We start from the raw sequence: 13,842 nt of genomic DNA, 5'->3' as shown, positions 1-13,842 counted from the left end.
GATGACGCGAACCTGGCCCGCGAACCTCGCCACGGACGAAGGCGTGCTCGCCTGGGAGTTCCTGGACTTCCTCCGCGAGACCGCCGTGCTGAAGGCCGACGGGCTGACCCGCGACCAGGCCGCGGCGGCCCCCGTCGTCACGTCGCCGAAGCTGACCGCGCTCGGCGTGCTCAAGCACCTTGTCGCGGTGGAACGGTATTGGCTGTGCATCGCGGGCGCGGGACTGGATCTGCCGTCGTTGTGGAAGGGCGATCCTGATCCGTCGTGGGATCTCGTGGACGACGACACACCCGAGTCGTTGATCCAGGCTTACCGCCAGGAATGGGACAACGCCGAGGCGTTGAAGCAGCGCGGACCCGACGACAGCGCGGCGGACGAGAAGTTCACCGTGCGGTGGATCCTGGCCCACGTGACGCAGGAGACCGCACGGCACGTCGGGCATCTCGATCTGCTCCGCGAACTCGCGGACGGCCAGACCGGTGAATAGCCGCCGGGCTCATGGCTGCGATATGTAGCCGCCCACCGCGTTTTCACACACTTCCTGGAGTGCGTTCACCGCGTCACGAAGCAACGGATTGGTGTTCGCGGTGCGGTGAACGACATGCACGTGCCTGCGCAAGGGCTTGCTGCGCAACGGCATCGCGTGCGTGCCGGGCAGCCCCTTGTAGCCGAGCGCGGGAACCAGTGCGACGCCGACACCGGCTGCCACGAGCGACTGCACGACCTCGTAGTCGTTGCTCCGGAAAGCGATCTTGGGAGCGAACCCCGACGCGGCGCACAGACGGGTGAGGCAGGTGGCTCCAGAGGTGCCGTCACGTGACGCGATCCAGCGTTCGTCTTTGAGATCTTCGAGTTTGAGGTTGCTCTTCGCGGCGGGGTGCTCGGCCGGCACCATGACCAGGAGGGACTCGTCCAGCAACGGCAACACCGTCAGTTCCTCCGGCCATGTCTGCGGCACGAGGTCGTAGGCGTAGACCAGCGCGAGGTCGAGCTCACCGGTCAGCACGAGCGGCAGGACGTCGTCCGGCTCGGCCTCGTCGAGACGGATCTCGGCGTCCGGCAGGTCCGCCGACAGCTTCGCCACCGCCTTGGGCACGACCCGCGAGCTGGCCGTGGGGAACGTGCCGATCCGCAGACGGCCCCGCAGACCCTGCACCATCGCCTTGACCTCGTGCTCGAAGCCGTCGAACGCGGCCAGCAACTCGCCACCGCGGTCGGCGATCAGCAGCGCGGCGCTCGCCGGCCTGATCGAGTGCGCCTCACGTTCGAAGAGCGTCACGCCGACGGCTCGTTCGAACGCCGAGATCTGCTGCGAGACGGCCGACGACGTGTAGCCGAGGCGGCGCGCGGCCTCGGCGAACGAGCCCGTTTTCACGACCTCGACGAGCGTGCGGAGATGGACCGGGTTGAGCACCAGGTCAGCTTATGCTCGACTTCGCGAGGTTTCATTCTGCAACCCCTGGCGAATCCATCGGGCAGCTACCAGGGTGGATGCATGCCCTATGTCTCCACGAACCCGTCGAACACCTCCGACGTGGTCACCGAGATCGAGCTCGGGACCAGCCGCACCTTCGTCGACGCAGCACAGCGGGCGAAAGCGGCACAGCGCGCATGGGCCCGCGTGCCCGCGCCCGTGCGTGGACAGGTCATCGGCAACATCGGCCGGCTCGTCGAGGCGAACTTCGAGCCGCTCGCCCAGCTGGTGACCCGCGAGATCGGCAAGCCGCTCGCCGAGGCCCGCGGCGAGGTGCAGGAGATCGTCGACACCGCCAACTTCTTCCTCGGCGAGGGCAGGCGCCTCTACGGGCAGACCGTCCCGTCCGAGATGGCCGACAAGCAGCTCTTCACGTTCCGCAACCCGGTCGGCGTGGCGGCCATCATCACCGCCGGCAACTTCCCGGTCGCCGTGCCGTCCTGGTACATCATCCCGGCGCTGCTGTGCGGCAACTCGGTCGTGTGGAAGCCCGCCGAGTACTCCGCCGCGTCGGCCCAGGCCTTCTACGACGTGTTCCAGGCCGCCGGCATTCCGGCCGGCGTGTTCGAGATCGTCTTCGCCGAGGGGTCGGAGACGTTCGACGGCCTGGAGCAGTCGCTGCAGCAGGGCCTGGTCGACAAGGTCGGCTTCACCGGGTCCAGCGAGGTCGGCGTGCGGATCGGCGAACTGTGCGGCCGCCACCTCCAGACGCCGTGCCTGGAGCTGGGCGGCAAGAACCCGATGGTCGTCACCGAGGACGCCGACCTGGACCTGGCCGTGCAGGGCGCGTTGTTCGCCGGCTTCGGTTCCGCCGGCCAGCGCTGCACCTCGCTCGGCACGGCGATCGTGCACGAGTCGGTGTACGACGAGTTCCTGTCCCGGTTCGTCGAGGCCGTCGCCGGCGCCACCGTGGGTGACCCGACGGGCGATGTCCTCTATGGACCGTTGCTGGACGAGAAGTTCGCCCTGGCGTACGAGAAGTACCTCGGCTGGATCGGCGAGCACCACACGGTGCACGGCCCAACCGGCCGCATCTCGGCTGCCAGCCCCCGCAACGGTTTCACTGGTGAGAACGGCTTCTTCTACCACCCCGCAATCGTTTCCGGTGTGCGTGCCGACGACGAGCTGTTCCTCCAGGAGACGTTCGGCCCGATCGTCGGCGTCATGAGGTACTCGGACCTGGACGAGGCGATCGAGCTCGGCAACAAGCCGGGCTACGGCCTGTCCTGCTCGATCTACACCACGGACCCGAACAAGGCCTTCCGGTTCCGCGCCGGCATCTCCGCCGGCATGGTGAGCGTCAACAACTCGACGTCCGGGGCCGAAGCGCACCTGCCGTTCGGCGGTAACGGCAAGAGCGGCAACGGCTCCCGGCAGTCGGGCGTTTGGGTGCTCGACCAGTTCACCCGCTGGCAGTCCATGAACTGGGACTACTCAGGGAAGCTGCAGAAAGCGCAGATGGACACTCTCGCGATCGAGGCGAACCTTGACTACCGGCTGGCCTGAGCTACCAAGTCAGGCCGAGGTCGTCGTCATCGGCGGCGGGGTGATGGGGACGTCCATCGCCTTTCACCTCGCCGAGGCAGGCATCCGGGATGTCGTGGTCGTGGAGAAGGACGAGCTGGGCTCCGGCTCCACCTGCAAAGCAGCGGGTGGGGTGCGCGCCCAGTTCTCCGACGAGCTGAACATCAGGCTCGGAGCTCGATCAATCGAACTGTTCCAGCGCTTTCCGCAGCGACCGGGGCAGGAGATCGATCTGCACCAGGTCGGCTATCTGTTCCTCCTTTCCTCTCGGGAACACGTCACGGCGTTCGAGCGCAACGTCGACCTCCAGAACTCCCTCGGCGTGCGCAGCCAGATGCTGACTGTCGAGGAAGCACGACGGATGTCGCCGTTGATCGAAACGGACGGCCTGCTCGCGGCGACCTTCTCCCCGGACGACGGACACTGCACGCCTGAGTCCGTGGTCCTCGGTTATGCCACCGCGGCCCGCCGGCTTGGTGCCCGCTTCCACACCAGAACCACCGTGAGATCGATCGTAGGGACGGGGTCTGACACTTTTCGCGTCCAGACCGACCGCGGAGAGGTTTCGACGGGAACTTTGGTCTGCGCGGCCGGTGCGTGGTCGCGGTCGATCGGCGAGATGGTGGGCGTTGACCTGCCGGTTTCCCCGTTGCGACGGCAGATCATGTTCACCGAGGCCATGCCCGAACTACACGATCGGGTGGTGCCCTTCACCATCGACTTCGACAGCACCTTCTACTTCCACCGCGAGGGCCGCGGGCTGCTGTTCGGCATGTCCGACCCGGACGAGACACCGGGCTTCAAGCTGGACATGTCCGACGCGTGGCTGCCGCGGCTCACCGAAGCGATCGGAAGGCGTGCGCCGAAGCTGCTGGACGTGGGCGTGCGCAACGGGTGGGCGGGGCTGTACGAGGTGACCCCGGACCACAACGCGCTGATCGGCTCGGCCGGCCGGTTCTTCTACGCCACGGGTTTCTCCGGGCACGGTTTCCTCCAGGGCCCCGCGGTCGGAGAGGTCGTGCGCGACCTCGTGCTCGGCCGCGAGCCGTTCGTCGACGTGTCCAGTTTGGACGCCTCCCGGTTCGCCGCCGACCAGGCGCGCCCGGAACTCAACTGCGTGTGAGGGAATGCTGATGGACGTTCTCCAGCTCATGGACGAGTGGGGACCTGAGAAGGTCGTCTGCGTGTCCGACCGGCGCACCGGGATGAAAGGTGTGCTGGTCATCGACAACACCGCGCGCGGCATGGGCAAGGGCGGCACGCGGATGAGCCCGCACGTGACGGTCGCGGAGATAGCCCGTCTCGCGCGCGTGATGACGTGGAAGTGGGCGGGGGTCGACCTGTTCTTCGGCGGCGCCAAGGCCGGGATCGTGTTCGATCCTGCTTCTCCCGGCAAGGAAGCAGCGCTGCGGGCGTTCGCGCGCAAGCTCTCCAACGAGGTGCCGCGCGAGTACGTGCTCGGGCTCGACATGGGCCTCACCGAACGGGACGCGGCGATCGTCCAGGACGAACTGTCGGACCGCGGCGCTATGATGGGCGCACCGGCTCAACTCGGCGGTCTTCCGTACGACGAGCTGGGTGTCACCGGGTTCGGCGTGGCCGAGGTGGCGGACGAACTGATGGTGTTGCGCGGCAAGCGCGTGGCGGTTCAAGGGTTCGGTGCGGTGGGTGCCGCGGCGGCGAAGCGGTTCGCCGAACTGGGCGCTGTCGTCGTTGCCGTGTCGTCGGTGCACGGTGCGCTGGTGGATTCCAACGGGCTGGACGTCGCACAACTGCTGAAGCTGCGAGCGGAGATCGGCGACCTCGCGGTCAAGGAGTACGGCGGAGTCCGCGAGCTCGGTGCCGAGCTCCGGGTGCCGTGCGACGTGCTGGTGCCGGCCGCGATGCAGGACGTGATCGACGCGGAACTCGCGGGCGAGCTCGACACCACCCTGGTGGTCGAGGGCGCGAACCTGCCGACTTCCGTTGCGGCGCAGGAGGTTCTCGCGCAACGCGGGATCACGGTCGTGCCGGACTTCATCGCGAACGCCGGTGGCGTGGTCGCGGCGGCGTTCGGGATGGACGCGCGGTACTCGCCGTTCCCGGTGAACCCCGCGACGGTGCTGGACGCCGTGTCCTCGAAGCTGAGGGCGAACGCGGCGAACGTCATCGTCGAGGCGAGAAACCGGGGCACCACAACACATGTGGCCGCGCGCGAGCTGGCGCAGGACCGGGTGCTGGCCGCGATGAAGCTGCGGGGGCGGGTCGCATGAGCTCGCTCGAAGGCGTGGTGATCGCGGACTTCAGCCGGGTGCTGGCGGCACCGTACGCGACCATGATGCTCGGCGACCTCGGTGCCGAGGTGATCAAGGTCGAGCAACCGGGCCGGGGCGACGAGACCCGCACGTGGGGCCCGCCGCACCACGAGGACGAAGCGACGTACTTCCTGTCGGTCAACAGGAACAAGACGTCCGTGCAGATCGACCTGTCGACCAGGGCGGGCCGGGAGCAGGCGCGCGAGCTGATCGCGCGGGCGGACGTGGTGGTGGAGAACTTCAAACCGGGCACCATGAAGAAGTTCGGGCTGGACTACGAGTCGTTGGGGCGTGACGACCTCGTCTACTGCTCGATCTCGGGGTTCGGTTCGGGCAAGGGCGCGGACCTGCCCGGCTACGACCTGCTCGTGCAGGCCGTGGGCGGGCTGATGAGCGTGACCGGGCCCGGTCCGTACGAGCCGGTGAAGACCGGTGTGGCGCTGGTCGACGTCCTCACGGGGTTGCACGCCTGTGTGGGCATCCTGGCGGCGTTGCGGCACCGGGAGGCGACCGGGCAGGGGCAGCTCGTGGAGCTGGACCTGCTGACGGTGCTGCTGTCCAGCATGGTGAACCAGAGTGCGGGCTTCACCCTGGCCGGTGCCATCCCGAAGCCGATGGGCAACCGGCATCCGTCGATCGCGCCGTACGAGGTGTTCCCGACCGTCGATCAGCCGATCGTGCTCGCGGTGGGCAACGACAGGCAGTTCCGCCGGCTGTGCTCGGTGCTGGACGTGCCGGAGCTGGCCACGGACCCGCGGTTCGCGACGAACTCGGACAGGGTCCAGCACGTCGACGAGCTGTTCGAGATCCTCTCGGCACGACTGAAAGCGCGCCCGGCACAGCACTGGTTCGAAACGCTGACACCCCTTGGTGTTCCGTGCGGTCCGGTGAACGACGTGGCGCGCGCGTTCGCGCTGGCCGAGTCGCTGGACCTCAAGCCCACCGCGACGATCGACGACATGACGCTCGTCGCGAACCCCATCCGCCTGTCGCGCACGCCGGTCACCTACCGGCTGCGCCCACCGAAGCTGGAGCAGTGAAGTGCCGGACCCAGTGCAGGACCCGTTGCAGTTGCTGGACATCCCGTCGTTGCTGAGCGACGAGGAGCGCGACATCCAGGCCACCGTCGCGGCGTACCTGGCCGATCACGTCCGGCCGCACATCGGTTCGTGGTTCGAGCAGGGCGTGCTGCCGCGCGAACTGGCACAGGAACTCGGCAAGCTCGGCGTGCTGGGCATGCACCTCGAGGGTTATGGGTGCGCGGGCACTTCAGCGCTGGCGTACGGACTCGCCTGCCTGGAGCTGGAGGCCGTGGACAGCGGGATCCGCAGCTTCGTGTCCGTGCAGGGTTCGCTGTCGATGTACTCGATCTGGAAGTACGGCTCGGAGGAGCAGAAGCAGGAGTGGCTGCCGCGACTGGCGGCGGGCGAGGCGATCGGGTGCTTCGGGCTGACCGAGCCGGACTTCGGCTCCAACCCGTCCGGGATGCGCACGCGGGCCGTGCGGGACGGGTCGGACTGGGTGCTCAACGGCACCAAGATGTGGATCACCAACGGCGGTCTGGCGGACGTCGCCACGGTGTGGGCGCAGACCGAGGAGGGAATTCGAGGATTCCTCGTTCCCCGCGGCACTCCCGGATTCTCGACCCGGGACATCAAGAACAAGCTGTCGATGCGAGCGTCCGTCACCTCCGAGTTGGTCCTGGAGGACGTGCGGCTGCCGGAAAGCGCTCGGCTCCCGCTCGCGACTTCCTTGCGCGCTCCCCTTTCGTGTCTCAACGAGGCCCGCTTCGGGATCGTGTTCGGCGCTGTCGGTGCCGCACGGGATTCGTTGCAGGCGGCGCTGAACTACGCCGGCACGCGCATCCAGTTCGACAAGCCGATCGCCGCTTTCCAGCTGACCCAGCGGAAGCTCGCGAGCATGTCCGTGCAGGTCAGCACGGCGATGCTGCTGGCGTTGCACCTCGCAGGGCTGAAGGAGGCCGGCACCTTGAAGCCGGAGCAGATCAGCATCGGCAAGTACAACAACGTCGAGTCGGCCATCGCGATCGCGCGGGAAAGCCGGACGATCCTCGGCGCCAACGGCATCTCGTTGGAGTACTCGCCGTTGCGCCACGCGAACAACCTGGAATCCGTGCTGACTTATGAAGGCACCTCGGACATCCACCTGCTATCCATCGGCCACGCGTTGACCGGAATCGCCTCATTCCGTTGATCGTTCCCCTTATCCTGCACTCCCAACGGGGTTCGCGGGTGGGAGGACGCTCTGCCGGAGGAGACAAGCAGCCGCAGTGACGCGCGCCGCAACCGCAAGCGATTGCTGGATGCGGCCACACACGTCCTGCGGGCTGAACCAGCTACGGCGACGATGCAGTCCATCGCGCGAGAGGCGGCGCTTTCACAAGCGACCGCGTATCGCCACTTTCCATCCGTGGAAGCACTTGTGGCCGCTTACCACGAGGACGTCATCGCGTCGTTGATCGAGCACGGCGAACGATCCCGCAAGACCGGCAAGGAGTTGTTCGAACACCAAGCCGCGCGTTGGGTGAAGATGCAGAACGTGCACGGCCCCGTGATCGTGCGGTTCTGGTCGCAGCACGGGTTCTTGCAACGGCTGCACTCCGCCGACGTGATGACGTCGTTGTCGTGCAGTGCGTGGGACCGGGCGTTGCGGGGAGTGCTGATCGATCTGGCGCTGCCGGACGCTTTGCTGTCCGTGGCACGGTTTCTGCACAACGCGTTGTTCGACCCGCGCGAGATCATCGACCTGACGAAAGCCGCCGGACTACCTGACGATCAGGTGGTCCGGCGGCTCTCGGACGCGTTCTACGGAGCGCTGACGGGCTGGGCGCTCTCAGACGCGTGAAGCCACCTCGACGAGATCGACGATCTCACTCCCGAACGGGACTGGCAGGTCGAGGAGCTGTCGCGCATCGCCGCACTCTCACGTTCCGCGTTCGCGACCCGGTTCACCGAGGTGCTCGGCCAGTCACCCGGCGCCTACGTGCCGCGACAGCGCCTCGAACACGCGGCACACCTGCTGCTCACCACGTGCTGGCGCGCTTCGGTCAGAGCCCGAGCGGGAGCACCCGCTTGAGCTCGGACTTGATGTTCGGGCGGCCGTCCAGCGGGTTCTCGCCCGCGATGCCGCCCGCCGCGATCTTGTCGAGCGTCTTCAGGCCTTCCGGCAGGATCTGGCCGAACACCGTGTAGTTCGGGCGCAGGACGCTGTCGCTCTGCACGAGGAAGAACTGCGAGCCGTTCGTGTCCGGGCCGGCGTTGGCCATGGCGAGCGTGCCGCGCGGGTAGATGCGGCGCAGGCCCGTCGGGTCGTTCGGCGCGGGCTGCAGGTCCGTGGGCAGCTCGTCCTTGTACTTGTAGCCGGGGCCACCCTCGCCCGTGTTGGACGGGTCGCCGCACTGCAGCACCTTCAGCGTCGGGTACGCGGTGAGGCGGTGGCACTCGGTCTGGTTGTAGAAACCGCGATGTGCCAGGTGGATGAAGCTGTGCGCGGTGCAGGCGGCCTTGGTGCGGTCGAGCACCAGCGGGAGGTCGCCCTGGTTCGTCTTCACCTTCACCAGGACCTTGCCCTTGGTGAACCACGGGTTGTGGGGAACGGACACCGGACGAGCGGGTGGTTCGTCCGGCGTCACGGTGTAACCGCAGTCAGGCCGTGCACCGGACTGCCCGGACGGCTCTGCAGATGGTTGCGCGGAAGCCGTTCCGGTGGTGATGAGTCCAGCGGCCAGTGCCGCCACTGCCAGGCCAGCTGCGATTCGCCTCATGCGCGATTCCTAGTGGAGTCGGCGGTGACCGGCAAGGTTTAACGGATCACTCAGTTGTCGGTGGCCTCGGTGATGTCGTACTCGCACGTCGCCGGGCTGCCCGCGTTCGTGATCTCCTTTTCCTTCTCCACGCGCAACTTGCAGGTGGCCTGGCCGTTCTGCGGCTTGACCGTGAGCGTGATCTTGCCGAGGTCGTTGGCGAGCATCGCGCGGTCCTTGAACGGCAGGTCGACGGTCTGCGTCTCGGTGGCACCACCGGGGACGACCAGCGTCATCTCGGCCTTGCCCGTGCCTTCCACGTCGTAGAAAGCCTCGTAGGTGTAGCTCTTCTGGCCACAAGCGGCGAGCGCCAGCACGGGAATCAGCAGGAGAAGTTTCTTCATGGCTCGAATTCTGGTGATTTCAGGGGAACAGGACTTCTGTCCGCAGACCGGTTCTGGGTCCTACTTTTGGCCGACCAGCCTGGTTTCCCACGCCCAGGCGGCGATCTCGACGCGGTTGCGCGCGTCCAGTTTGGCCTGAACGCTCGCCAGGTGCGTCTTCACCGTGCCTATTGAGATGAACAGCTCCTGCGCGATCTCGGCGTTCGTCCTTCCCACTGCGGCGAGTTTCACGACGTCGAGCTCGCGCGCGGAGAGGTTGTGCGGCTGTTGCGTCGCCGGAGCGTTGATGTGCTGCAACAGTCGGACGGTGATCGACGGGCTGATGAGCGCATCACCCGTGACGGCTGCACGAACGGCTTCGATGAGCAGGTTCGGGCCGGCGTCCTTCAGAAGGAACCCGCACGCGCCGTTCTTCAGCGCTGTATGTACGTACTCGTCGTGGTCGAACGTCGTGCACACCACCACGTGGACGTCGTTCGCGATCTGCTTGAGCGCTTCGAGTCCGTCCATGCGCGGCATGCGGATGTCCATCAACGCGACGTCCGGCTTGGTACGCCGTGCTTCGGCCACGGCCTCGACGCCGTCCCGCGCCTCCGCCACGACCTCGATGTCGGGCTCGGCGCCCAGAATCATGCCGAACCCGGTGCGCACCATCGCCTGGTCGTCCGCGACGAGAACCCTGATCACGCAGTGGCCTTTCCGGTGGGGAGTGCGGCGTCGACGACCCAGCCGCCGTCGATACCGGGACCCGCCTTGATCCTGCCGCCGAGCGCCTGCACGCGCTCGGTGAGTCCGATGAGGCCGAAGCCGTTGCCCGGCCTCGCGGGCCTGCCGTCGTTGGAGACCTTGACGGTGACCCAGTCCGGTGTGGTCTGGATTCGAACGTCCACTTTGGTCGCTTCCTGGGCATGTTTCCTGATGTTGGTCAACGACTCCATGACGACCCGGTGGACCGAGCTGGCGACCTCGAGCGGCAGGTCCCCGGTGTCACCGTCGATCGCGAGGGTGGCCCGTGGTTCGGCCTCGATCAGCGGCTCGATGTCGACGATGCCCGCGACCGGCGCGACGGGGGCGTCGTCGCGGAGCATGCCGATCATGCGGCGCATCGCGGCCATCGCCTCGCCGCCGGCCTCGTCGATGCGGTCGAGTGCCTGCTTCGCCTGCGCCGGGTTGCGTTCGACGATCCTGCTCGCGCCCTGGGCCAGCACGACCATGCCGGTGATGTGGTGACCGACGAAGTCGTGCAGGTCCCTCGCGAACTCGGCCTTCTGCTCGGCTTTGACGGCCGCGACCTGCTTCTCCCTGGCGTTGCCGAGCAGGCGGAGGTAGCCGACCAGCGCGAGCACACCGATCGCGACGACGAGCAGGCCCATCGCCAGGGTCAGCTCGGTGCTGCCGAGCGGGTACCGCACCGGCTGGGTGACCAGCGCGATGACGATCCAGGCGATCAGCGGCGCGTCCCGCCAGGACTTCGCGCGGTAGGTGGTGACCGCCAGCACCCCGGTGAGCGCCAGGCTCTCGGCGAGCCCGAACTCCTTCTCCAGCGGGTTGACCAGCGTGTATGTGAAGCACGCGGTGGCGGCGACAGCGGCCAGCGCACGGTTGGGGCGCAGCCAGGCGAACGCGGGCAGCAGGATGCACGCCAACGCGGCCCAGCCGGTCCACGGGTAGAGGCCGGGCGATCTGAACAGGCCGTAGTACCAGTCCACGAACGCGGCGGCGATCAGCGCGGCGATCGCGCCGTACCTCCAGAGCATGGCCATGACCTTATGCAGTTGCCCGTGTTCCGCAGATCGGCCGAAAGACAGAGGCAGGCCGTGCTCGGGACGGAGGTTTTCCGTCGCTTTCTGCCATTGGCTCGTCATGTGAACAACTACGCTTCCGCCGCGGTCGACCTCGTGAAGGTGTACGGCTCCGGCGACACCGCGGTTCGAGCACTCGACGGGGTGACCGTCGGGTTCCGGCCCGCCGCCTTCAGCGCGATCATGGGACCGTCCGGTTCCGGCAAGTCGACCCTGATGCACTGCCTGGCCGGGCTCGACACGGCCACGTCCGGCGCCGCGCTGCTGGGCGGCAAGGACCTCACACGGCTCTCCGACAACACGCTGACCAAGGTGCGGCGCGACCGGATCGGGTTCGTCTTCCAGGCGTTCAACCTGCTGCCGACGCTGACCGCCGAGCAGAACGTCCTGCTGCCGCTGAACATGGCAGGGCGCAAGCCCGATCGCGCCTGGTTCACGCAGCTCGTGGAGGTGCTGGGGCTGTCGTCACGGCTGTCGCACCGGCCCTCGGAGATGTCCGGCGGGCAACAGCAGCGGGTGGCGCTGGCGCGTGCGCTGGTCACGCGGCCGGAGGTGATCTTCGCCGACGAACCGACGGGGAACCTGGACTCGCGGTCCTCCGCGGACGTGCTGAACCTGTTGCGGCAGGCCGTGCGGGATTTCGGCCAGACGATCGTGATGGTCACGCACGACGACCGGGCCGCCTCCTACGCCGACGCCGTGGTGCGGATGGCCGACGGGCGCGTCGTTCAGGCGGTCGCCGCGTGAGGAGGTTCCTGCCCGTCCTGTCGATCTCGATCGCCGCGTTCTTCGCCTACTCGACGGTGCTCGCCAAGGACATCACCGAACGGTCGCTCGCGGTCAAGGCGGCGAAGCTGGTCGAGGTGTTCGCGCTGCTCGGCGCGTTCGTCACGGTGGCCATGATCGTGGCCGCACTGGTCTCCACCTCGACGTTCCGGATCGTGTTCGCGCAACGGATGCGGGAGCTCGCGTTGCTGCGGGCTGTCGGTGCTTCGCGAGCACGACTGGCGCGGGGACTGATCGCCGAAGGCGCGCTGACCGGCTTGCTGGCGTCGGTCGCCGGCGTGGCGCTGGCGGTGGGCGCGGGACAGCTCGTGCCGCTGGCCGGCCTGGTCGCGCCGGGCTTTCCGCTCACACCCGCGTTGATCGTGGTCTTCGGGTCGTTCGTGCTGACGACACTCGCCGTGCTGGCGCCCGCGTGGTCCGCGGCCAAGGTCTCGCCGCTGGAGGCACTGCGCACCTCTGCTGTTCAGGACACCAAGAGCCGGATCGGAGGCCTGCGCTGGGTGTCAGGGATCCTGATGGCCTCGGGCGCGGGCGTGCTGCTGGTCAACGTCGCGGTCGAGGGGCTGGCGAGCAAGCGGCGACCGGCCGGGATGACCGAGGACCTGTTGCTGCGCACCACGATCAGCGGCGCGCTGGCGTTCGGCGCGCTGATCACGCTGGGGCCGGCGCTGATCTCGCCGGTGCTCCGGCTGATCAGCGTTCCGTTGCGGCGCAGCACGATCGGCTCGCTGGCGGTGAGCGGTGTCGGCGGTGCGCCACGCCGGGCCGCTTCGGTCACCGCGGTGGTGGCGCTGGGTGTCAGCCTGATCATCGCGACGCTGACGGGCGCGAACACGTTGCAGGGGCTCGGAAAGGCCGAGATGGCCAGCGCCTACCCGGCGGATCTGGAGATCACCGGACCTGTCGACGTCCCGGTGTTGCGGGCGGCCGGGCTCACCGACGTGCTCCCGTACCGGCGCGCGGAGATCACCGTGACCACCGCGAACGGCCAGCTCACCATGAACGGCACCGATCTCGACATGCTGAAGCTCCGCGACCTCTCGGACTTCCAGGTCGACACGGGTGCCCTCCGCGACATGGGTCCGCACAAGATCATCCTGTCGACCTACACCGCGAGCAGGCTGGGACTGGCCGCCGGATCGCAGGCCGAGGTCAACGGGGTGCGAATGACGGTGGCGGCCACCGTGTTCGGCGGAGTTCCGCTCGGCAGCGCGTTGCTCCACGCCTCCGATGTGGACGGTGAGCCGGTCGGCGTGCTCGCGAACGGCGCCAAGGAACGCGTGCCGGCCGGGCTGGAGGTCGAGTCGCTCACCGACCGCCGGCTCGCCCAGGAGAACTGGTTCACCACATTGGTGGCGATCGCGGTCGGGCTGCTGTTCCTCACCATGTTGATCGCCGTGGTGGGAGTAGGCTCGACCACGGCGTTGTCGGTGCTCGAACGGACTCGAGAGTCCGGGCTGTTGCGCGCGATCGGGTTGACCCGCAAGGAACTCGGCCGTCTGGTCACGACCGAGGCCGGCCTGTACGGGATCGTCGGCGCGCTGATCGGACTCGTCATCGGGATTCCCTACGCGTGGCTCGCGATCATCTCGCTCGGCGTCGAATGGCCGTTGCAGGTGCCCGTGGTCGCCGTGGGCGTGGTGGTGCTCGTCCTGGCCGCACTCACAGCAGGTGCGGGGCTGCTGCCTGCCCGCCGTGCGGCACGGGTGAGCCCGGTGGCCGCACTTCACTCGATCCAGTGACGTGTATCGAATCCAAGACGGGGTACCCAGATTCCATAGGGAGGTAATACAGC

Annotated in this window: 14 protein-coding genes; 9 read left to right on the top strand and 5 right to left on the bottom strand. The window is 67.7% G+C overall.

What is annotated here, in order from left to right:
• The first annotated feature begins 1 nt into the window (after position 1).
• Positions 2-487, top strand: coding sequence for a DinB family protein (locus tag SK803_RS37460; protein WP_319970938.1), 486 nt, complete (start codon positions 2-4; stop codon positions 485-487).
• A gap of 9 nt (positions 488-496) precedes the next feature.
• Here the strand turns inward: SK803_RS37460 and SK803_RS37455 are convergent, their stop codons facing one another.
• Entirely contained in the window at positions 497-1,414 is a 918-nt protein-coding gene (locus SK803_RS37455) for a LysR family transcriptional regulator (RefSeq protein WP_319970937.1), read from the bottom strand.
• A gap of 81 nt (positions 1,415-1,495) precedes the next feature.
• Here SK803_RS37455 and SK803_RS37450 point away from each other — a divergent pair, with 81 nt between their 5' ends.
• The 6 genes from SK803_RS37450 to SK803_RS37425 all read left to right on the top strand — a co-directional run bounded on the left by SK803_RS37450 (position 1,496) and on the right by SK803_RS37425 (position 8,157).
• A complete protein-coding gene (locus tag SK803_RS37450; RefSeq protein ID WP_319970936.1) occupies positions 1,496-2,980 on the top strand; it encodes an aldehyde dehydrogenase family protein in 1,485 nt (494 codons plus the stop codon).
• Positions 2,981-3,023: 43 nt separating this feature from the next.
• A complete protein-coding gene (locus tag SK803_RS37445; protein ID WP_406601643.1) occupies positions 3,024-4,121 on the top strand; it encodes an NAD(P)/FAD-dependent oxidoreductase in 1,098 nt (365 codons plus the stop codon).
• A 10-nt stretch (positions 4,122-4,131) separates the two neighbouring features.
• Positions 4,132-5,250 (top strand): Glu/Leu/Phe/Val family dehydrogenase, encoded by a 1,119-nt coding sequence (locus SK803_RS37440; protein WP_319970934.1) that lies wholly within the window; start codon positions 4,132-4,134, stop codon positions 5,248-5,250.
• The gene (locus tag SK803_RS37435) at positions 5,247-6,332 is read left to right on the top strand and encodes a CaiB/BaiF CoA transferase family protein (RefSeq protein WP_319970933.1); all 1,086 of its coding nucleotides are present in this window, start codon (positions 5,247-5,249) and stop codon (positions 6,330-6,332) included. The genes SK803_RS37440 and SK803_RS37435 overlap by 4 nt, the downstream gene beginning before the upstream one ends.
• Position 6,333: 1 nt before the next feature.
• Positions 6,334-7,506 carry an acyl-CoA dehydrogenase family protein gene (locus tag SK803_RS37430; RefSeq protein WP_319970932.1) on the top strand — a complete coding sequence of 391 codons (1,173 nt, stop codon included), beginning with the start codon at positions 6,334-6,336 and terminating at the stop codon, positions 7,504-7,506.
• A gap of 102 nt (positions 7,507-7,608) precedes the next feature.
• Entirely contained in the window at positions 7,609-8,157 is a 549-nt protein-coding gene (locus SK803_RS37425; RefSeq protein WP_319970931.1) for a TetR/AcrR family transcriptional regulator, read from the top strand.
• A gap of 202 nt (positions 8,158-8,359) precedes the next feature.
• On the opposite strand, the gene SK803_RS37420 is transcribed toward SK803_RS37425, so the two are convergent.
• From SK803_RS37420 to SK803_RS37405, 4 genes are read right to left on the bottom strand one after another with little or no spacing between them, the layout of a single operon-like run.
• Positions 8,360-9,076: a peptidylprolyl isomerase gene (locus SK803_RS37420; RefSeq protein WP_319970930.1), complete on the bottom strand. Its 717-nt coding sequence runs from the start codon at positions 9,074-9,076 to the stop codon at positions 8,360-8,362.
• Between the two features lie 50 nt (positions 9,077-9,126).
• Complete coding sequence (locus SK803_RS37415; protein WP_319970929.1) at positions 9,127-9,459, bottom strand: lipoprotein; 333 nt, start codon at positions 9,457-9,459, stop codon at positions 9,127-9,129.
• Positions 9,460-9,519: 60 nt separating this feature from the next.
• Positions 9,520-10,146 (bottom strand): response regulator transcription factor, encoded by a 627-nt coding sequence (locus SK803_RS37410; protein WP_319970928.1) that lies wholly within the window; start codon positions 10,144-10,146, stop codon positions 9,520-9,522.
• A complete protein-coding gene (locus SK803_RS37405) occupies positions 10,143-11,216 on the bottom strand; it encodes a sensor histidine kinase (RefSeq protein ID WP_319970927.1) in 1,074 nt (357 codons plus the stop codon). The genes SK803_RS37410 and SK803_RS37405 overlap by 4 nt, the downstream gene beginning before the upstream one ends.
• Positions 11,217-11,324: 108 nt before the next feature.
• Between SK803_RS37405 and SK803_RS37400 the strand changes: the two genes are divergently transcribed.
• Entirely contained in the window at positions 11,325-12,008 is a 684-nt protein-coding gene (locus tag SK803_RS37400) for an ABC transporter ATP-binding protein (RefSeq protein WP_319970926.1), read from the top strand.
• Positions 12,005-13,789 carry an FtsX-like permease family protein gene (locus SK803_RS37395; protein ID WP_319970925.1) on the top strand — a complete coding sequence of 595 codons (1,785 nt, stop codon included), beginning with the start codon at positions 12,005-12,007 and terminating at the stop codon, positions 13,787-13,789. The genes SK803_RS37400 and SK803_RS37395 overlap by 4 nt, the downstream gene beginning before the upstream one ends.
• The last annotated feature ends 53 nt before the right edge of the window (positions 13,790-13,842 follow it).

The sequence above is a fragment of the Lentzea miocenica genome (assembly GCF_033949945.1).
Taxonomy (GTDB): domain Bacteria; phylum Actinomycetota; class Actinomycetes; order Mycobacteriales; family Pseudonocardiaceae; genus Lentzea; species Lentzea miocenica.
The sequence above is the reverse complement of the archived record's forward strand: the minus strand, read 5'-3'. Positions and strand labels throughout refer to the sequence as shown.

Bases quoted from the DNA above. Each gene is read 5' to 3' on its own strand.
- SK803_RS37450 (WP_319970936.1), top strand. From the start codon at position 1,496: ATGCCCTATGTCTCCACGAACCCGTCGAACACCTCCGACGTGGTCACC.
- SK803_RS37445 (WP_406601643.1), top strand. From the start codon at position 3,024: ATGGGGACGTCCATCGCCTTTCACCTCGCCGAGGCAGGCATCCGGGAT.
- SK803_RS37420 (WP_319970930.1), bottom strand. From the start codon at position 9,076: ATGAGGCGAATCGCAGCTGGCCTGGCAGTGGCGGCACTGGCCGCTGGA.
- SK803_RS37460 (WP_319970938.1), top strand. From the start codon at position 2: ATGACGCGAACCTGGCCCGCGAACCTCGCCACGGACGAAGGCGTGCTC.
- SK803_RS37435 (WP_319970933.1), top strand. From the start codon at position 5,247: ATGAGCTCGCTCGAAGGCGTGGTGATCGCGGACTTCAGCCGGGTGCTG.
- SK803_RS37405 (WP_319970927.1), bottom strand. From the start codon at position 11,216: ATGCTCTGGAGGTACGGCGCGATCGCCGCGCTGATCGCCGCCGCGTTC.
- SK803_RS37415 (WP_319970929.1), bottom strand. From the start codon at position 9,459: ATGAAGAAACTTCTCCTGCTGATTCCCGTGCTGGCGCTCGCCGCTTGT.
- SK803_RS37440 (WP_319970934.1), top strand. From the start codon at position 4,132: ATGGACGTTCTCCAGCTCATGGACGAGTGGGGACCTGAGAAGGTCGTC.